Origin of the sequence: Escherichia sp. MOD1-EC5990, from assembly GCF_002965285.1 — a bacterium.
Taxonomy (GTDB): domain Bacteria; phylum Pseudomonadota; class Gammaproteobacteria; order Enterobacterales; family Enterobacteriaceae; genus Escherichia; species Escherichia coli_F.
Genome location: NZ_PTRV01000001.1, coordinates 348746 through 367091 on the forward strand (window position 1 = coordinate 348746; position 18346 = coordinate 367091).

General features: G+C 50.7%; 19 protein-coding genes. 13 read left to right on the forward strand and 6 right to left on the reverse strand.

Features of this window, described 5'->3' with window-relative positions; all coding sequences use genetic code 11:
• Window positions 1–45 precede the first annotated feature (45 nt).
• On the reverse strand, window positions 46–1164 hold the full coding sequence (locus BEB42_RS01745; RefSeq protein ID WP_105267125.1) for an anion transporter: 1119 nt from the start codon (window positions 1162–1164) through the stop codon (window positions 46–48).
• Window positions 1161–1628, reverse strand: coding sequence for a manganese-binding transcriptional regulator MntR (mntR, locus tag BEB42_RS01750; protein WP_000091016.1), 468 nt, complete (start codon window positions 1626–1628; stop codon window positions 1161–1163). The genes BEB42_RS01745 and mntR overlap by 4 nt, the downstream gene beginning before the upstream one ends.
• Window positions 1629–1813: 185 nt before the next feature.
• Between mntR and mntS the strand changes: the two genes are divergently transcribed.
• Window positions 1814–1942: a manganase accumulation protein MntS gene (gene mntS / locus BEB42_RS01755; RefSeq protein ID WP_001001761.1), complete on the forward strand. Its 129-nt coding sequence runs from the start codon at window positions 1814–1816 to the stop codon at window positions 1940–1942.
• 271 nt (window positions 1943–2213) lie between these two features.
• A complete protein-coding gene (gene opgE / locus BEB42_RS01760; RefSeq protein ID WP_001054691.1) occupies window positions 2214–3797 on the forward strand; it encodes a phosphoethanolamine transferase in 1584 nt (527 codons plus the stop codon).
• Window positions 3798–3845: 48 nt separating this feature from the next.
• Here the strand turns inward: opgE and ompX are convergent, their stop codons facing one another.
• Window positions 3846–4361 (reverse strand): outer membrane protein OmpX, encoded by a 516-nt coding sequence (gene ompX, locus BEB42_RS01765; protein ID WP_001295296.1) that lies wholly within the window; start codon window positions 4359–4361, stop codon window positions 3846–3848.
• 52 nt (window positions 4362–4413) lie between these two features.
• Window positions 4414–4479, reverse strand: a complete 66-nt coding sequence (locus tag BEB42_RS26130; protein ID WP_120795379.1) for a protein YliM — start codon at window positions 4477–4479, stop codon at window positions 4414–4416.
• 234 nt (window positions 4480–4713) lie between these two features.
• Between BEB42_RS26130 and rhtA the strand changes: the two genes are divergently transcribed.
• The 6 genes from rhtA to ybiO all read left to right on the forward strand — a co-directional run bounded on the left by rhtA (window position 4714) and on the right by ybiO (window position 11412).
• Window positions 4714–5601, forward strand: coding sequence for a threonine/homoserine exporter RhtA (gene rhtA, locus BEB42_RS01770; protein WP_001295297.1), 888 nt, complete (start codon window positions 4714–4716; stop codon window positions 5599–5601).
• A 298-nt stretch (window positions 5602–5899) separates the two neighbouring features.
• Window positions 5900–6403, forward strand: coding sequence for a DNA starvation/stationary phase protection protein Dps (dps, locus tag BEB42_RS01780; protein ID WP_000100800.1), 504 nt, complete (start codon window positions 5900–5902; stop codon window positions 6401–6403).
• A gap of 403 nt (window positions 6404–6806) precedes the next feature.
• The gene (gene glnH / locus BEB42_RS01790) at window positions 6807–7553 is read left to right on the forward strand and encodes a glutamine ABC transporter substrate-binding protein GlnH (protein ID WP_000843866.1); all 747 of its coding nucleotides are present in this window, start codon (window positions 6807–6809) and stop codon (window positions 7551–7553) included.
• A 138-nt stretch (window positions 7554–7691) separates the two neighbouring features.
• Window positions 7692–8351, forward strand: a complete 660-nt coding sequence (gene glnP, locus BEB42_RS01795; RefSeq protein WP_001159065.1) for a glutamine ABC transporter permease GlnP — start codon at window positions 7692–7694, stop codon at window positions 8349–8351.
• Window positions 8348–9070 (forward strand): glutamine ABC transporter ATP-binding protein GlnQ, encoded by a 723-nt coding sequence (glnQ, locus tag BEB42_RS01800; RefSeq protein WP_000569080.1) that lies wholly within the window; start codon window positions 8348–8350, stop codon window positions 9068–9070. Before glnP ends, glnQ begins: the two co-directional genes overlap by 4 nt.
• Window positions 9071–9186: 116 nt before the next feature.
• A complete protein-coding gene (gene ybiO / locus BEB42_RS01805) occupies window positions 9187–11412 on the forward strand; it encodes a mechanosensitive channel protein (protein ID WP_001267257.1) in 2226 nt (741 codons plus the stop codon).
• Here ybiO and rlmF read toward each other — a convergent pair.
• The gene (rlmF, locus tag BEB42_RS01810) at window positions 11409–12335 is read right to left on the reverse strand and encodes a 23S rRNA (adenine(1618)-N(6))-methyltransferase RlmF (RefSeq protein WP_001353333.1); all 927 of its coding nucleotides are present in this window, start codon (window positions 12333–12335) and stop codon (window positions 11409–11411) included. The two genes, ybiO and rlmF, sit on opposite strands and share 4 nt — an antisense overlap.
• 275 nt (window positions 12336–12610) lie before the next feature.
• On the opposite strand from rlmF, the gene mcbA reads away from it, so the two are divergent.
• The 5 genes from mcbA to ybiJ all read left to right on the forward strand — a co-directional run bounded on the left by mcbA (window position 12611) and on the right by ybiJ (window position 17002).
• Window positions 12611–12871 carry a DUF1471 family periplasmic protein McbA gene (gene mcbA, locus BEB42_RS26135; protein WP_000710619.1) on the forward strand — a complete coding sequence of 87 codons (261 nt, stop codon included), beginning with the start codon at window positions 12611–12613 and terminating at the stop codon, window positions 12869–12871.
• Between the two features lie 264 nt (window positions 12872–13135).
• Window positions 13136–15418 carry a catecholate siderophore receptor Fiu gene (locus BEB42_RS01820; protein WP_000429997.1) on the forward strand — a complete coding sequence of 761 codons (2283 nt, stop codon included), beginning with the start codon at window positions 13136–13138 and terminating at the stop codon, window positions 15416–15418.
• A 41-nt stretch (window positions 15419–15459) separates the two neighbouring features.
• Window positions 15460–16137, forward strand: a complete 678-nt coding sequence (gene ybiX / locus BEB42_RS01825) for a PKHD-type hydroxylase YbiX (protein ID WP_000990168.1) — start codon at window positions 15460–15462, stop codon at window positions 16135–16137.
• A gap of 73 nt (window positions 16138–16210) precedes the next feature.
• A complete protein-coding gene (ybiI, locus tag BEB42_RS01830) occupies window positions 16211–16477 on the forward strand; it encodes a C4-type zinc finger protein YbiI (protein WP_000146357.1) in 267 nt (88 codons plus the stop codon).
• A gap of 264 nt (window positions 16478–16741) precedes the next feature.
• Window positions 16742–17002 (forward strand): DUF1471 family protein YbiJ, encoded by a 261-nt coding sequence (ybiJ, locus tag BEB42_RS01835; protein ID WP_000849301.1) that lies wholly within the window; start codon window positions 16742–16744, stop codon window positions 17000–17002.
• Between the two features lie 228 nt (window positions 17003–17230).
• On the opposite strand, the gene hcxB is transcribed toward ybiJ, so the two are convergent.
• The gene (hcxB, locus tag BEB42_RS01840) at window positions 17231–18316 is read right to left on the reverse strand and encodes a hydroxycarboxylate dehydrogenase HcXB (protein ID WP_000443506.1); all 1086 of its coding nucleotides are present in this window, start codon (window positions 18314–18316) and stop codon (window positions 17231–17233) included.
• Window positions 18317–18346: the final 30 nt, after the last annotated feature.

Consider the following 18346-nt stretch of genomic DNA (forward strand, 5'->3'; position numbering starts at 1 on the left):
AATTAAAAGGCGGACTCATAATCCGCCTTTTTTATTTGCCAGCACCTAGCTGGCCGGGAACATAACTAACAAAACGTATCCCACCAGCGCCGCCCACAACAGCATCGGTATCGAATAAAGATGAAAACGCCACCAGATACGGCGATCGTTCGCCATCCGTAATGCAATCAAATTTGCCAGCGATCCGGGTAATAAACCAAAGCCACCGACGTTTACCGCCCATGCCAGTAATAAAGACGGTGGCACATAATTGAGGAGCAAAATCGTGCTCGGCACATTACTGATCACCTGCGATAAACCAATTGCCGTTAACCATAATCCGGGTTCGGATAAATGACTCACGTTACTTAACACCCCCTGCAAAGCTGGCAGTTGGGTCAGTAAATGGACGTCGATAAACATCGCCATAAATACCAGCAGCAGCGTCCAGTCCACACTGAGCACCACGCGACGAGCCAGCAGCGCAAAGCCCGCCGCTACAATCACCAGTCCCCACAGCGCTTGTTTTAACTCCAGCGCCGTCAGAAAGACGATATACAGCCCCAGACAACTCCACACCAGCCGCGGTTTCCACTCAGGTGTTTGCGCCCCCGTATGATATTGCAGCGCCTTTCCAGGGAAACAACACCAGCACAGTAGCAGGAGTGTCAGCATCATTGCGCCAGCCAGCGGTGCCATTTGGGCAATAAACCCGGCAAACGAAAGACCAGAACGACCCCAGATAAGAATATTTTGCGGGTTGCCAATCGGCGTCAGTAGCGAACCCGCATTGACTGCCAGCGCCTCAAAAATAATCAGTCGATTAACCGGGATCTCACACAGTCTTTTTAGTGTGATTGTCAGCGGAACAACAATAAACAGCGCGACATCGTTGGTCAGAAATGTTGAAAGCAACGCCGCCGCCAGCACCATAAACATTGCCAGCCGACGCTCAGTAGCAAAGCGGCGCACCATTTTGCGCCCCAGCACATCAAAATAACCGCTTAACTCCACACCTTTGGTCAGCAGCATCAGGCCACTGAGGGTGATGATAGTGTGCCAGTCGATAGCAGCAAGCCAGGATTTCGGTGCAAAGGGAACGAAAAAACTTAATCCGATGCCAACAAGAATTAATAACTGAAAAAAGCGATCGCCTTGCAGCGTGCGTAAAAAAGGCAGGCTCATTTGGCACCGTGTTTCTGGGTAAACAAACGAAAGGCATCCAGCGTCTCTTCACTAACATGGTGCTCCATGCCTTCCGCGTCGCGACGAGCGATTTCCGGGCTGACACCCAACACTAACAAGAAATTTTCGACTATCTGATGTCGCTCGCGGCTTTCCTGCGCCAGTTTCTCTCCTTCTGCCGTTAAAAACACGCCACGCCAGGGGATCATTTCAATCAGCCCCATGGTTGCCAGTCGTTTGAGCATTTTAGCCACCGTCGGTTGCGAAACGCCCAGACGAGCAGCCATGTCCACCTGACGAGCTTCCCCCACTTCCCTGATCAAGTCAGAAATCAGCTCAACGTAATCATCAATAAGCTCGCGCCGGTGTGCCTCTCTGACCTGGCGGAACCCTTCAACGTGCTCTTCCACATTCACTAACTGCGTCACTTTTTTTGCTGTTGGCGTACCTGCGCGACGACTCATTGTGCTTCCTCATTATGGTGACGCATACATAGCGTTCTCATTTCGTGCGCACATTGTAAACCAGAGTTGCGAAGGTACAAAAAATTAACGTTTTAGCAATAGCTATATAATATAGCCTGTGCTATATCTGTATGTAATGCAATCATCCCTCAAGGATCGACGGGATTAGCAAGTCAGGAGGTCTTATGAATGAGTTCAAGAGGTGTATGCGCGTGTTTAGTCATTCTCCCTTTAAAGTACGGTTAATGCTGCTCTCTATGTTGTGCGATATGGTCAACAACAAACCGCAGCAAGATAAACCTTCCGATAAATAGCGGCGTCGCGGTACGCCGCTTCACTCCTGCTTTTATGCAGGCACAACGCGTTTTGCTCTGAAAAACCCCACTTTTTGTCGGATTTGCAATCCCCTTCGCAAAAGATTTGTTCGTCAGTAGTTGACCTGAACGGCTGCTCGCTCTATCTTCTTGCAGCCCTGCGTATATTGCGGCTCGCGGATGCGGACCCTTTTCCCCTCTTCACGCACTCTTGCAGGTATTGACCCTTGACGCCAGGGTAAGCACATGGCGTTTGTTACGATAGTGGCATATGAATTTAACCCTCAAAGAATCGCTTGTTACCCGTAGCCGGGTATTTAGCCCGTGGACTGCGTTCTACTTTTTACAGTCGCTATTAATTAACCTCGGCTTAGGTTACCCCTTCAGTTTGCTATACACCGCCGCATTTACGGCTATTTTGCTTTTGCTATGGCGAACATTGCCTCGCGTACAAAAAGTTCTGGTCGGTGTCAGTTCGCTGGTGGCAGCTTGTTATTTCCCTTTTGCTCAGGCCTACGGCGCGCCTAACTTCAATACCTTGCTGGCATTGCACTCCACCAATATGGAAGAGTCGACCGAAATCCTGACGATTTTTCCGTGGTATAGCTACCTGGTCGGCTTATTTATTTTTGCACTCGGCGTAATAGCAATCAGGCGGAAAAAAGAGAGTGAAAAAGCGCGCTGGAATACCTTCGACAGCCTGTGTCTGGTATTCAGTGTGGCGACATTTTTTGTTGCTCCCATGCAAAACCTGGCCTGGGGCGGCGTATTTAAACTGAAAGATACTGGCTATCCGGTATTTCGTTTTGCTAAGGATGTCATCGTCAATAATAACGAGGTGATTGAAGAGCAAGAACGGATGGCAAAACTTTCCGGAATGAAAGATACCTGGACGGTCACTGCCGTTAAGCCGAAATATCAGACCTATGTGGTGGTGATCGGTGAAAGTGCGCGTCGCGATGCCCTCGGTGCCTTTGGCGGTCACTGGGATAATACCCCGTTTGCCAGCAGCGTTAACGGTTTGCTTTTTGCTGACTACATTGCTGCCAGTGGCTCCACGCAGAAATCGCTTGGCTTAACACTCAATCGCGTAGTCGATGGCAAACCACAGTTTCAGGATAACTTTGTCACCCTGGCAAATCGCGCGGGCTTTCAGACGTGGTGGTTTTCCAATCAGGGCCAAATCGGCGAATACGATACCGCCATCGCCAGCATCGCCAAACGGGCAGATGAAGTGTATTTCCTGAAAGACGGTAATTTTGAAGCAGATAAAAACACGAAAGACGAAGCGTTACTGGATATGACCGCGCAGGTGCTGGCGCAAGAACACTCGCAACCACAGCTGATTGTTTTACATCTGATGGGCTCACATCCGCAGGCCTGCGACCGGACACAAGGCAAATACGAAACCTTTGTGCAATCGAAAGAAACGTCGTGCTATCTCTATACCATGACGCAAACGGACGATTTACTGCGTAAGCTGTACGATCAGTTACGCAACAGCGGCAGCAGCTTCTCGCTGGTTTACTTTTCTGACCACGGTCTGGCCTTTAAAGAGCGCGGCAAAGACGTGCAATACCTTGCCCATGATGATAAATATCAGCAGAATTTCCAGGTGCCTTTTATGGTCATTTCGAGCGACGATAAAGCGCATCGGGTGATTAAAGCCCGCCGCTCTGCCAATGACTTCTTAGGCTTTTTCTCCCAGTGGACGGGAATTAAAGCGAAGGAAATTAACATCAAATACCCGTTTATCTCTGAGAAGAAAGCCGGGCCGATATACATCACCAACTTCCAGTTACAGAAGGTGGATTACAACCATCTCGGAACCGATATTTTCGACCCGAAACCTTAAAACAAAAAATCCGCCCCGAGAGGCGGATTTTTTATATCACCGAAGTGATTAGAAGCGGTAACCAACACCGGCAATCCAGGTGCCTACGTCAACGCTACGAATACGGCTCTGCTCGTAAGAGAAGTCCAGAGCAACGTTTTCCATCGGGTTGAACTGCAGACCAGCACCGTAGGAGAAACCGTAGTCGCTGGTGTCGTGTTTGTAGGTCGGGTATTCAGTGGTCTGGAATTTACCATAACCCACACCCACTACACCGTAGATGCTTGCCCAGTCGTTAATGCGGTAAGCCGGACCAGCAGTGATGCCGTAGTACTGGTTTTTGTTGTAGTCACCAGAGCTTGCAGTACGGCTTTTCTCGGTGTAAGTGAAAGAACCGATCACACCCAGCGGGCTGTTGTCTTCTTCATAGCGGTATTTCAGGTTGAAACCGCCCATTTTGTTCATTTGGCCCTGAGCGTCGCTCTGTGCGTAACCGCCAGTTACGGTAGAAGTCGCAGCTACGGAAGTACCTGCGGTGAAAGCCAGAACTGCGGCCAGTGCTGAAAGACATGCAATTTTTTTCATAACCACCTCAAATGTGATTCAAATAAGTCCTAAGTTTTAAATATATCAAAAATTAATGGGAAACTCTTCGCGATTTATGATGTCTAACGGGCCATTTCATGTAACAGAACGTTTCCATACACCGCTATCCATCTAAATTTAAATCACTTTTTCAGAGAACTGCGTAAGTATTACGCATGTATTCCCTGTCATTCATCCAGATTATTCCTAATCACCAGACTAATGATTCCATCAATCCTGGCGCATTTTAGTCAAAACGGGGGAAAATTTTTTCAACAAATGCTCAACCAGCATTGGGTATATCCAGTACACTCCACGCTTTACTTAGGTTTAGATATTTGTGGGAGAAAGGATGCCTGGTTCATTACGTAAAATGCCGGTCTGGTTACCAATAGTCATATTGCTCGTTGCCATGGCGTCTATTCAGGGTGGAGCCTCGTTAGCTAAGTCACTTTTTCCTCTGGTGGGCGCACCGGGTGTCACTGCGCTGCGTCTGGCATTAGGAACGCTGATCCTCATCGCGTTCTTTAAGCCATGGCGACTGCGCTTTGCCAAAGAGCAGCGGTTACCGCTGTTGTTTTACGGCGTTTCGCTGGGTGGGATGAATTATCTTTTTTATCTTTCTATTCAGACAGTACCGCTGGGTATTGCGGTGGCGCTGGAGTTCACCGGACCACTGGCGGTGGCGCTGTTCTCTTCTCGTCGCCCGGTAGATTTCGTCTGGGTTGTGCTGGCGGTTCTTGGTCTGTGGTTCCTGCTACCGCTGGGGCAAGACGTTTCCCATGTCGATTTAACCGGCTGTGCGCTGGCACTGGGGGCCGGGGCTTGTTGGGCTATTTACATTTTAAGTGGGCAACGCGCAGGAGCGGAACATGGCCCTGCGACGGTGGCAATTGGTTCGTTGATTGCAGCGTTAATTTTCGTGCCAATTGGAGCGCTTCAGGCTGGTGAAGCACTCTGGCACTGGTCGGTTATTCCATTGGGTCTGGCGGTCGCTATTCTCTCGACCGCTCTGCCTTATTCGCTGGAAATGATTGCCCTCACTCGTTTGCCAACGCGGACATTTGGTACGCTGATGAGCATGGAACCGGCGCTGGCTGCCGTTTCCGGGATGATTTTCCTCGGAGAAACACTGACACCCATACAGCTGCTGGCGCTCGGCGCTATCATCGCCGCTTCAATGGGTTCTACGCTGACAGTACGCAAAGAGAGCAAAATAAAAGAATTAGACATTAATTAAATTTACATTTCTGCATGGTTATGCATAACCATGCAGAATTTCTCGCTACTTTTCCTCCACACCGTCTTTATATATCGAATTATGCAAAAGCATATTTATTCCGAAAATTCCTGGCGAGCCAATAAATAAGAATTGTTCTTATCAATATATCTAACTCATTGAATTTTTATTAGTTTTGTTTTTCACGCTTGTTACCACTATTAGTGTGATAGGAACAGCCAGAATAGCGGAACACATAGCCGGTGCTATACTTAGTCTCGTTAATTACTGGGACATAACATCAAGAGGATATGAAATTATGAGTACCGCTAAATTAGTTAAATCAAAAGCGACCAATCTGCTTTATACCCGCAACGATGTCTCTGACAGCGAGAAAAAAGCAACAGTAGAGTTGCTGAATCGCCAGGTTATCCAGTTTATTGATCTTTCTTTGATTACCAAACAAGCGCACTGGAACATGCGCGGCGCTAACTTCATTGCCGTACATGAAATGCTGGATGGCTTCCGCACCGCACTGATCGATCATCTGGATACCATGGCAGAACGTGCAGTGCAGCTGGGCGGTGTAGCTCTGGGGACCACTCAAGTTATCAACAGCAAAACCCCGCTGAAAAGTTACCCGCTGGACATCCACAACGTTCAGGATCACCTGAAAGAACTGGCTGACCGTTACGCAATCGTCGCTAATGACGTACGCAAAGCGATTGGTGAAGCGAAAGATGACGACACCGCAGATATCCTGACCGCCGCGTCTCGCGACCTGGATAAATTCCTGTGGTTTATCGAGTCTAACATCGAATAAATCCATCGCTGATGGTGGAGAACTTTAGTACCCGATAAAAGCGGCTTCCTGACAGGAGGCCGTTTTGTTTTGCAATCCGCCTCAACGCACTTATTTAGTGCATCCATCCGCTGTCCATGACCATCAAAGTAAATTTTTTGTATCCACATCATCACACAATCGTTACATAAAGATTGTTTTTTCATCAGGTTTTACGCTAAATAATCACTGTGTTGAGTGCACAATTTTAGCGCACCAGTTTGGTGCCCCAGAATGGTGCATCTTCAGGGTATTGCCCTATAAATCGTGCATCACGTTTTTACCGCATCTCGATAAATCAATGAGTTGCAAAACTGGCACGATTTTTTCATATATGTGAATGTCACGCAGGGGATCGTCCCGTGGATAGAAAAAAGGAAATGCTATGAAGTCTGTATTAAAAGTTTCACTGGCTGCACTGACCCTGGCTTTTGCGGTTTCTTCTCATGCCGCGGATAAAAAATTAGTTGTCGCGACGGATACCGCCTTCGTTCCGTTTGAATTTAAACAGGGCGATAAATACGTGGGCTTTGACGTTGATCTGTGGGCTGCCATCGCTAAAGAGCTGAAGCTGGATTACGAACTGAAGCCGATGGATTTCAGTGGGATCATTCCGGCACTGCAAACCAAAAACGTCGATCTGGCGCTAGCGGGCATCACCATTACCGACGAGCGTAAAAAAGCGATCGATTTCTCTGACGGCTACTACAAAAGCGGCCTGTTAGTGATGGTGAAAGCTAACAATAACGATGTGAAAAGCGTGAAAGATCTCGACGGGAAAGTGGTTGCTGTGAAGAGCGGCACTGGCTCCGTTGATTACGCGAAAGCAAACATCAAAACTAAAGATCTGCGTCAGTTCCCGAACATTGATAACGCCTATATGGAACTGGGCACCAACCGCGCAGATGCCGTTCTGCACGATACGCCAAACATTCTTTACTTCATCAAAACTGCCGGTAACGGTCAGTTCAAAGCGGTAGGTGACTCTCTGGAAGCACAGCAATACGGTATCGCGTTCCCGAAAGGTAGCGATGAGCTGCGTGACAAAGTCAACGGCGCATTGAAAACCCTGCGCGAGAACGGAACTTACAACGAAATCTACAAAAAATGGTTCGGTACTGAACCAAAATAATAACGCTACGCCTGTAAAGCGCACTGGCAGTCCCCTCTCCCCTCTGGGGAGAGGATTAGGGTGAGGGGCGCAAACCCGCTCCGGGGCCATTAATTACCCTGAATTTGATTATTTACACCACGGTAACAGGAACAACATATGCAGTTTGACTGGAGTGCCATCTGGCCTGCCATTCCGCTTCTGATTGAAGGTGCCAAAATGACCCTGTGGATTTCGGTCCTCGGTCTGGCTGGCGGCCTGGTGATCGGATTGCTGGCAGGTTTTGCACGCACCTTCGGTGGTTGGATAGCCAACCACGTCGCGCTGGTCTTTATTGAAGTGATCCGCGGCACACCTATCGTCGTCCAGGTGATGTTTATCTACTTTGCCCTGCCGATGGCGTTTAACGACTTACGCATCGACCCGTTTACTGCGGCGGTGGTCACCATCATGATCAACTCCGGCGCGTACATTGCAGAAATCACGCGTGGTGCGGTGCTGTCTATTCACAAAGGTTTTCGTGAAGCAGGACTGGCGCTCGGTCTTTCACGTTGGGAAACCATTCGCTACGTCATTTTACCGCTGGCACTGCGTCGTATGCTGCCGCCGCTGGGTAACCAGTGGATCATCAGCATTAAAGACACCTCGCTGTTTATTGTTATCGGCGTGGCGGAACTGACCCGTCAGGGGCAAGAAATTATTGCCGGTAACTTCCGCGCCCTTGAGATCTGGAGCGCCGTGGCGGTGTTCTATCTGATTATTACCCTGGTGCTGAGCTTTATTCTGCGTCGTCTGGAAAGAAGGATGAAAATCCTGTGATTGAATTTAAAAACGTCTCCAAGCATTTTGGTCCAACCCAGGTGCTGCACAATATCGATTTGAACATTGCCCAGGGCGAAGTCGTGGTGATTATCGGGCCGTCCGGTTCCGGTAAATCTACCCTGCTGCGTTGCATCAACAAACTGGAAGAAATCACCTCCGGCGATCTGATTGTCGATGGCTTGAAGGTTAACGATCCGAAAGTTGACGAGCGCCTGATTCGCCAGGAAGCGGGTATGGTGTTCCAGCAGTTTTACCTCTTCCCGCATCTGACGGCGCTGGAAAACGTGATGTTTGGTCCGCTACGCGTGCGTGGCGCGAACAAAGAAGAGGCGGAAAAACTGGCGCGTGAGCTGCTTGCGAAAGTCGGTCTGGCAGAACGTGCACATCACTACCCTTCCGAACTTTCTGGTGGTCAACAGCAGCGTGTGGCGATCGCCCGCGCGCTGGCGGTGAAGCCGAAAATGATGCTGTTTGATGAACCGACTTCCGCTCTTGACCCGGAACTGCGCCATGAAGTGCTGAAGGTTATGCAGGATCTGGCTGAAGAAGGGATGACGATGGTGATCGTGACACACGAAATCGGTTTTGCCGAGAAAGTCGCTTCGCGCCTGATCTTTATCGACAAAGGCCGGATTGCGGAAGATGGCGATCCGCAGGTGTTGATCAAGAACCCACCGAGCCAGCGCTTGCAGGAATTTTTGCAGCACGTCTCTTAACTTCTCAGCCTCCCTTTCCCCCGAAAGGGAGGCACACCAGATTCCTCTCATTTAAAATCGCCCCTCCCCCAGCATCTATACTTATCTTTTTGCTCTGTTTTCTCACTGGAGGAGTCATGCGGTGGATCCTGTTCATCCTCTTCTGCCTGCTGGGCGCACCTGCCCACGCGGTATCCATACCCGGCGTTACAACCACAACGACAACGGACTCAACGACTGAACCGGCCCCGGAACCGGATATCGAACAAAAAAAAGCGGCCTATGGCGCACTGGCGGATGTGCTGGATAATGACACCTCGCGTAAAGAGTTGATCGACCAGTTGCGCACCGTCGCCGCTACGCCTCCTGCGGAACCCGTACCGAAGATCGTGCCGCCGACGCTGGTTGAAGAGCAAACCGTGCTGCAAAAGGTCACCGAAGTCAGCCGCCATTATGGTGAAGCCCTTTCCGCCCGCTTCGGACAACTTTATCGCAATATCACCGGCTCCCCGCATAAGCCGTTTAATCCACAAACCTTCAGCAATGCGCTGACCCATTTTTCAATGTTAGCGGTATTAGTGTTTGGTTTTTACTGGCTGATTCGCCTGTGCGCGCTGCCGCTGTATCGCAAAATGGGCCAGTGGGCACGGCAAAAAAATCGTGAGCGCAGTAACTGGTTGCAGCTTCCGGCGATGATTATCGGGGCGTTTATTATCGACCTGCTGTTACTGGCACTGACATTATTTGTCGGCCAGGTCTTAAGCGACAACCTGAATGCGGGCAGTCGCACCATCGCTTTCCAACAAAGTTTGTTTCTCAACGCCTTTGCCCTGATTGAATTTTTCAAAGCCGTACTACGCCTGATTTTTTGCCCCAACGTGGCGGAGCTGCGCCCGTTCACGATTCAGGACGAAAGCGCCCGTTACTGGAGTCGTCGCCTGAGCTGGTTAAGCAGCCTGATTGGCTATGGTCTGATTGTGGCTGTGCCGATTATCTCTAATCAGGTGAATGTGCAAATCGGTGCGCTAGCGAACGTCATCATTATGCTGTGCATGACGGTCTGGGCGTTGTACCTGATCTTTCGTAATAAAAAAGAGATTACCCAGCATTTGCTCAACTTCGCGGAGCATTCGCTGGCCTTTTTCAGCCTGTTTATCCGCGCCTTTGCGCTGGTGTGGCACTGGCTGGCAAGCGCCTATTTTATCGTGCTGTTTTTCTTTTCGTTGTTCGATCCGGGCAACAGCCTGAAATTTATGATGGGTGCAACGGTGCGCAGCCTGGCGATTATTGGTATCGCCGCGTTTGTTTCCGGTATGTTTTCCCGCTGGCTGGCGAAAACCATCACTCTCTCGCCACATACTCAGCGTAATTATCCGGAACTGCAAAAACGGCTGAACGGCTGGCTTTCGGCGGCACTGAAAACGGCGCGTATTCTGACCGTCTGCGTGGCGGTGATGTTGCTGTTGAGCGCATGGGGATTGTTCGATTTCTGGAACTGGCTGCAAAACGGCGCGGGGCAGAGAACCGTAGATATCCTGATCCGTATCGCACTCATCCTTTTCTTCTCGGCGGTTGGCTGGACGGTGCTCGCCAGTTTGATCGAAAACCGACTGGCTTCGGATATTCATGGCCGCCCGCTACCGAGCGCCCGCACGCGTACTCTGCTGACGCTGTTTCGCAACGCGCTGGCGGTGATTATCAGTACCATCACCATCATGATTGTGTTGTCAGAAATCGGCGTTAATATCGCGCCATTGCTGGCAGGTGCTGGTGCATTGGGGCTGGCTATCTCTTTTGGTTCGCAAACGCTGGTGAAAGATATTATCACCGGGGTATTTATTCAGTTTGAAAACGGCATGAACACTGGAGATTTGGTGACTATCGGGCCGCTGACCGGCACTGTGGAACGGATGTCGATTCGCTCCGTGGGCGTACGCCAGGATACCGGGGCGTATCACATCATTCCGTGGTCTTCGATTACCACCTTTGCTAACTTTGTCCGCGGCATTGGTTCGGTAGTGGCAAATTATGATGTTGATCGCCATGAAGATGCTGATAAAGCCAATCAGGCACTGAAAGATGCGGTAGCGGAATTAATGGAAAACGAAGAAATTCGCGGGTTGATTATCGGTGAACCGAACTTTGCCGGGATTGTCGGCTTAAGCAATACCGCATTTACACTGCGTGTTTCGTTCACCACGCTGCCACTCAAACAATGGACGGTCCGCTTTGCCCTCGACAGCCAGGTGAAAAAGCATTTCGACCTGGCGGGTGTTCGCGCTCCGGTACAGACTTATCAGGTGCTGCCTGCTCCGGGCGCGACCCCGGCTGAACCGTTGCCGCCGGGGGAACCAACGCTTTAACGCTGGCGATTGACAAAACGGCGGCGCTGCTCGTCGTTCATAAAGGTCCAGGCAATAAAGCGACTCTGCTTTTGCCCCTGGGCCATCTCTTTTTTAACCACTTTCACCGCGCCCACGTCCGTCAGAGCACGATACAACGGCGGTAAGTTTTCGCCACGAGATACCAGCGAGGTAAACCACATCACCTGCTTCGCGAAGCCTTTGCTCTCTTCAATCATCTTTTTGATAAAAGCCACTTCACCGCCTTCACACCACAGCTCCTGTTGCTGACCACCAAAGTTCAGTGCATCGTCTTTGTTCAGCCCCAGGTTACGCCGTTTACGCTCACTACCCGCCCGTGCCGCAGCGGCGGAATCGTGGAATGGCGGGTTACACAAGGTCGCGTCGTATTGCTCGTTTTTGTGGATAATACCGTTAAAAATCGCCCCGCTCTCTTTCTGCCGACGCAGACGAATGGCGCGGTTAAGCCCCGGATTAGCACTGATGATCGCCTGCGCACTGCTTAACGCCTGGCTGCTGGTGTCACTACCGGTAAAACGCCAGCCATATTCATGTACGCCAATCAGCGGATAAATACAGTTCGCACCAACGCCGATATCCAGAATGCTGGCATTAGCTGGAATTGTTCCGCTTGCTTCAGCCAGTAAATCGGCAAGGTGATGAATATAATCCGCCCGGCCCGGTACTGGCGGGCAGAGAAAACCGTCCGGGATATCCCAGTTCGCTACGGCGTAAAAATGGGCCAGCAACGCCTTATTGAGCGCCTTCACCGCCAGCGGATTGGCAAAGTCTACGCTTTGCTCCCCGGCAGGTGTAAGCGTGAGGAATTGCCTGAGTTCAGAATTGACCTGACAAAGCGTGGCAAGATCGTAGCGGCTGTGATGACGGTTGCGCGGATGCAACCCCGGTTTCTGGGCGGACATAGCATTCTCCTTTAAGCAGCGGCGTAAGATACCCGCATAACGCGACAGGGTAAATATCTGGCTGCGTTTATCATTCCCCAAAACCTTAACATGGCTATGGTTTACGGCAATTCATCATAAAAATCAGCATCATGCATGTCATTGATTTGTCTTATTTTGTAAAAATATATCGTTCAAAAAACAAGCACATCTCTGTCAATTTTTTGCGTCATTTTCATCGTCCAGGCGACCTACACTTATCAGGCACTACCCGTTGTATTTATGAGGATGTCATTATGAAAAAGTGCCTCACACTACTGATTGCCACCGTCCTGAGCGGAATCTCTCTCACGGCTTATGCCGCGCAACCGATGAGTAACCTGGACAGCGGTCAGCTACGGCCCGCCGGTACCGTTTCGGCAACTGGCGCATCAAACCTAAGCGATCTGGAGGATAAACTGGCAGAAAAAGCGCGTGAACAAGGCGCGAAAGGTTATGTCATTAATTCCGCGGGCGGAAATGACCAGATGTTCGGTACTGCAACCATCTACAAATAACCCCACCAACGTAACTGCATTCGCCTCTGGATGCAGTTTTCGCCTGTTTTGTAATCAAAAAACATCAAATATGAACGCAATGTAAATAAATGTATTTCTTTTTCGCGCAATGGGTGATAGAAAATCGCGCCAAGTGATAATGCTTATCAAAATTATTATCACTTGCACGAACGCTATCACGGGATTAACAGTGGCATCGCATCCGCAGAGAGGCTTTCTCGTGACAGTGAAAATTTCAACATATAAGAAAAAGTTACCTGCAAAATGGAAAACAATCGCAATTTCCCTGCCAGACAATTTCATTCGCTCACGTTCTTTGCCGGTCTTTGTATTGGCATCACGCCTGTGGCACAGGCACTCGCTGCCGAAGGGCAAGCTAACGCGGATGACACGCTGGTTGTCGAAGCATCAACGCCTTCGCTTTACGCGCCACAACAATCTGCCGATCCGAAATTCTCGCGTCCGGTAGCAGATACTACCCGCACGATGACGGTGATTTCTGAACAAGTGATTAAAGATCAGGGTGCAACCAACCTTACCGATGCGCTCAAAAACGTCCCCGGCGTGGGTGCGTTTTTTGCTGGTGAGAACGGTAACTCCACCACTGGCGACGCCATTTATATGCGCGGTGCCGATACTTCTAACAGTATTTATATTGATGGGATTCGCGATATCGGCAGCGTCTCGCGCGACACTTTCAATACAGAGCAGGTCGAAGTAATTAAAGGGCCGTCCGGCACCGACTACGGGCGCAGCGCACCGACGGGCTCGATCAATATGATCAGCAAGCAGCCGCGCAATGATTCGGGCATTGACGCCTCCGCGAGTATTGGCAGCGCCTGGTTCCGCCGCGGCACGCTGGACGTCAATCAGGTCATTGGTGATACCACCGCGCTGCGCCTGAATGTGATGGGTGAAAAAACGCACGATGCCGGACGCGACAAAGTTAAAAATGAGCGTTACGGCGTCGCCCCTTCTGTAGCTTTTGGCCTTGGCACAGCGAATCGTTTGTATCTTAATTATCTGCATGTCACCCAGCACAACACGCCAGACGGCGGCATTCCAACCATCGGTTTGCCGGGCTATTCTGCCCCATCTGCAGGAACGGCGACCCTGAATCATTCCGGAAAAGTTGATACGCATAACTTTTACGGCACGGATTCCGATTACGACGATTCGACCACCGACACCGCTACCATGCGTTTTGAGCACGACATCAACGATAACACCACCATTCGCAATACCACCCGTTGGTCGCGCGTAAAGCAGGATTACCTGATGACGGCGATTATGGGCGGGGCATCGAATATTACCCAGCCCACCAGCGATGTGAATAGCTGGACGTGGTCACGTACGGCGAATACCAAGGATGTGAGTAATAAAATTCTCACCAACCAGACCAACCTGACCTCGACGTTCTATACCGGTTCTATCGGTCATGATGTCAGTACTGGCGTGGAATTTACCCGTGAAACGCAGACTAACTATGGCGTTAATCCGGTCACGTTACCTGCGGTGAATATTTATCATCCTGACAGCAGCATTCATCCTGGCGGCCTGACGCGTAACGGCGCAAACGCCAATGGTCAGACGGATACCTTCGCAATTTATGCCTTCGATACGCTGCAAATCACCCGTGATTTTGAGCTGAACGGCGGGATCCGTCTGGATAATTATCATACTGAATATGACAGTGCCACCGCCTGCGGCGGCAGCGGACGCGGTGCCGTTACCTGCCCTGCTGGCGTGGCAAAAGGTTCTCCGGTCACCACCGTCGATACCGCCAAGTCGGGCAATCTGGTGAACTGGAAAGCCGGGGCGCTGTATCACCTGACGGAAAACGGCAATGTCTATATTAACTATGCCGTTTCCCAGCAGCCGCCGGGCGGCAACAACTTCGCCCTTGCGCAGTCTGGCAGCGGTAACAGTGCCAACCGCACCGATTTTAAACCGCAAAAAGCCAACACCAGCGAGATTGGCACCAAATGGCAGGTTCTGGATAAACGCCTGTTGCTCACCGCCGCGCTGTTCCGTACTGATATCGAAAATGAAGTTGAGCAAAATGATGACGGAACTTACTCGCAATACGGTAAGAAACGCGTCGAAGGCTATGAGATATCCGTGGCCGGGAATATCACTCCCGCGTGGCAGGTGATTGGCGGCTATACCCAGCAAAAAGCAACCATCAAAAACGGCAAAGATGTTGCCCAGGATGGTTCCTCATCGCTGCCGTATACCCCGGAGCACGCCTTTACCTTATGGAGCCAGTATCAGGCAACCGATGATATTTCCGTTGGTGCGGGCGCACGCTATATCGGCAGTATGCATAAAGGTTCTGACGGCGCGGTGGGAACGCCAGCGTTTACCGAAGGTTATTGGGTCGCCGACGCTAAACTGGGGTATCGGGTTAATCGCAATCTCGACTTCCAGCTAAACGTCTACAACCTGTTTGATACCGATTACGTCGCCTCAATCAACAAGAGCGGCTACCGTTATCACCCAGGTGAACCAAGAACGTTCCTGCTTACCGCCAATATGCATTTCTGATTCAGATGTGGGGCGCAGGCCCCACTTTTTGGAGAACTTGTATGATGTACCACATTCCCGGCGTGTTATCGCCACAGGACGTCGCCCGGTTTCGCGAACAACTGGAACAAGCCGAATGGGTGGATGGACGCGTCACCACCGGCGCACAAGGCGCGCAAGTTAAGAACAATCAACAGGTCGACACCCGCAGTGCGTTATACGCCGCCCTGCAAAATGAGGTGCTGAACGCGGTTAACCAACATGCATTGTTCTTTGCCGCTGCCTTGCCGCGTACCCTTTCCACGCCGCTGTTTAATCGTTATCAGAACAATGAAACTTACGGTTTTCATGTGGATGGCGCAGTACGCAGTCACCCACAAAACGGCTGGATGCGCACTGACCTTTCTGCCACGCTGTTTTTAAGCGATCCAGAAAGCTACGACGGCGGCGAACTGGTCGTTAATGACACCTTCGGACAACATCGGGTAAAACTCCCGGCAGGCGATCTGGTGTTGTATCCCTCCAGCAGCCTGCACTGCGTGACCCCCGTAACCCGTGGCGTACGGGTGGCATCATTTATGTGGATCCAGTCGATGATCCGCGATGATAAAAAGCGCGCCATGCTGTTCGAACTGGACACCAATATTCAGTCGCTGAAAAGCCGCCATGGCGAAAGTGAAGAGATCCTGTCGCTGCTCAATCTTTATCATAATCTGCTGCGGGAATGGTCGGAGATCTGACGCTTGAACTGCCCGAGTTCGTCCCTATATTAGCTACACTTAACTGTACAAGCATTGATATGGGGAGGACGATATGGCATCCGGTTGGGCTAACGATGACGCCGTCAACGAACAGATCAACAGTACAATTGAAGATGCGATTGCCCGCGCTCGGGGTGAAATTCCGCGTGGCGAGAGCCTGTATGAATGTGAAGAGTGCGGCGCCCCCATCCCGCAGGCCCGTCGGGAAGCCATTCCTGGCGTGCGCTTATGCATTCACTGCCAACAGGAGAAAGATTTACAAAAACCAGCTTATACAGGATATAATCGCAGAGGTTCGAAAGACAGCCAGTTACGTTAACTACAACTGGCGGGATGTATAGCGAGTATAATTTGTATTTTGCGTGGCATTCCGTGCCTTTAACGCTGTCGTGACTGCCACGCTGCATAAAACAAGTCCATAAGTTCAACAAATAAATGGATTATCAGTATGTTAGATATCAATCAATTTATTTGAACAAGGCGGTCAATTCTCTTCGATTTTATCTCTCGTAAAAAAACGTGATACTCATCACATCGACGAAACAACGTCACTTATACAAAAATCACCTGCGAGAGATTAATTATGAAAACTATCAATACTGTTGTTGCTGCTATGGCTCTTTCAACTCTGTCCTTTGGCGTGTTCGCGGCGGAACCGGTAACGGCATCCCAGGCACAGAACATGAATAAAATCGGCGTGGTTTCTGCCGATGGTGCATCCACCCTCGATGCCCTGGAAGCGAAACTGGCTGAGAAAGCTGCGGCTGCTGGTGCCAGCGGATACAGCATCACTTCTGCCACCAACAACAATAAATTAAGCGGAACTGCGGTTATCTATAAGTAATTCGTAGGCCGGATAAGGCGTTCACGCCGCATCCGGCAACAGGTGCCTGATGCGACGCTACAGCATCTTATCAGGCCTACAAAATCCGAACCGTTGGACGGATAAGGCGTTGACGCTACGTCCAGCACAAGTATTTCCCTGTCTGTTTGCCGACAGACGCATATGCTCTAACCCTCATTGATCCTATGTTACCCTTGTTTGCCCGTCCGTCACTGGACGGGCTTTTTTTTAGCTGGCTAACTGCTGACAGAAAGCCTGCAACACCTCTTCCGGCATACCAATCTGCCGTGCCGCATCGCAAATGGCCTGCCAGCTTCCCGCATCCAGTGGAATCCCCAACTCCTGCCGTTCGCGACGCGTGTTCACTTCCCACTCGCCCGGTAGCAAAATCGGCTTATCGTCATCATGCGGCGAGGCTTTCACCCACTCGGCAAAGGCTTCGGTCTGCGCACTACAATCCGGCGCGCCGAACAGTTCCGGGTTGATGATGATAGTGGTCATGCAGTTAATAATGGCATCGGGACTGGTTTGTAACGTTTCCTGATGCGTCGTTTTACCGCCGGAAAGCGCCCCGCCAAGAATTTCACACATCGCCGCGAGGGCGTAGCCTTTATGTTCGGCAAAGGTCAACAACGAACCCAACGGCGACTCCTGCATTACCGCCGGATTTGTCGTCGGTACGCCGTTAACGTCAATCAGACAGCCTGGCGGCACGGGGACGCCTTTATGCCAGGCGACGCGAGTTTTACCAAATGCGATGGCGCTGGTGGCGTAATCGAGCAACAGCGGGAAATTATCTTTACGTGGGAAAACCACACAGAACGGGTTGGTGCCAAAGCGGCTGTCGCGACCGTGGAACGGCGCGACCATTGGAATACCGACCACGCTAACAAAGTGGATAGAGACAAACCCCGCCGCTGCACACTGCTCCGCCCAGTAACCGATACGGCCGATATGATGCGAGTTATGTAGCGCCACGGCAGCAATACCGTGCTGATGCGCTTTCTCAATCCCCAGCGCCATCGCTTCATGTGCCGCGACCTGACCAAATGCGCGATCGCCATCGAGCGTGACCGCCGCCCCCGCCTCTTTAACGATTTTGGCATGATGGTTAATTTGCAGGTGCCCCTGACTCCAGGAGCGCACATAGCTTGGGATCATGCCAATACCATGTGAATCATGCCCTGCCAGGTTTGCCGCGATTAAATGATCGGCAACTAATTTCGCTTCTTGTTCCTCGCTACCCATCTGACGAAATACAGCCTGAATAAAACTGTGCAACGTCTGAGCATCAAAGCGATGACCACTTTCCATGGTTAACTCCTGTTTATGTTATGTGTTTGT

What these genes read in the sequence shown, in the direction of transcription:
- ybiI (WP_000146357.1), top strand. Translation starts at nt 16,211, where the DNA reads ATGGCATCCGGTTGGGCTAACGATGACGCCGTCAACGAACAGATCAAC.
- opgE (WP_001054691.1), top strand. Translation starts at nt 2,214, where the DNA reads ATGAATTTAACCCTCAAAGAATCGCTTGTTACCCGTAGCCGGGTATTT.
- dps (WP_000100800.1), top strand. Translation starts at nt 5,900, where the DNA reads ATGAGTACCGCTAAATTAGTTAAATCAAAAGCGACCAATCTGCTTTAT.
- ybiX (WP_000990168.1), top strand. Translation starts at nt 15,460, where the DNA reads ATGATGTACCACATTCCCGGCGTGTTATCGCCACAGGACGTCGCCCGG.
- rlmF (WP_001353333.1), bottom strand. Translation starts at nt 12,335, where the DNA reads ATGTCCGCCCAGAAACCGGGGTTGCATCCGCGCAACCGTCATCACAGC.
- glnH (WP_000843866.1), top strand. Translation starts at nt 6,807, where the DNA reads ATGAAGTCTGTATTAAAAGTTTCACTGGCTGCACTGACCCTGGCTTTT.
- ybiJ (WP_000849301.1), top strand. Translation starts at nt 16,742, where the DNA reads ATGAAAACTATCAATACTGTTGTTGCTGCTATGGCTCTTTCAACTCTG.
- rhtA (WP_001295297.1), top strand. Translation starts at nt 4,714, where the DNA reads ATGCCTGGTTCATTACGTAAAATGCCGGTCTGGTTACCAATAGTCATA.
- mcbA (WP_000710619.1), top strand. Translation starts at nt 12,611, where the DNA reads ATGAAAAAGTGCCTCACACTACTGATTGCCACCGTCCTGAGCGGAATC.
- ybiO (WP_001267257.1), top strand. Translation starts at nt 9,187, where the DNA reads ATGCGGTGGATCCTGTTCATCCTCTTCTGCCTGCTGGGCGCACCTGCC.
- mntS (WP_001001761.1), top strand. Translation starts at nt 1,814, where the DNA reads ATGAATGAGTTCAAGAGGTGTATGCGCGTGTTTAGTCATTCTCCCTTT.
- BEB42_RS01820 (WP_000429997.1), top strand. Translation starts at nt 13,136, where the DNA reads ATGGAAAACAATCGCAATTTCCCTGCCAGACAATTTCATTCGCTCACG.
- hcxB (WP_000443506.1), bottom strand. Translation starts at nt 18,316, where the DNA reads ATGGAAAGTGGTCATCGCTTTGATGCTCAGACGTTGCACAGTTTTATT.
- mntR (WP_000091016.1), bottom strand. Translation starts at nt 1,628, where the DNA reads ATGAGTCGTCGCGCAGGTACGCCAACAGCAAAAAAAGTGACGCAGTTA.
- BEB42_RS01745 (WP_105267125.1), bottom strand. Translation starts at nt 1,164, where the DNA reads ATGAGCCTGCCTTTTTTACGCACGCTGCAAGGCGATCGCTTTTTTCAG.
- glnP (WP_001159065.1), top strand. Translation starts at nt 7,692, where the DNA reads ATGCAGTTTGACTGGAGTGCCATCTGGCCTGCCATTCCGCTTCTGATT.
- ompX (WP_001295296.1), bottom strand. Translation starts at nt 4,361, where the DNA reads ATGAAAAAAATTGCATGTCTTTCAGCACTGGCCGCAGTTCTGGCTTTC.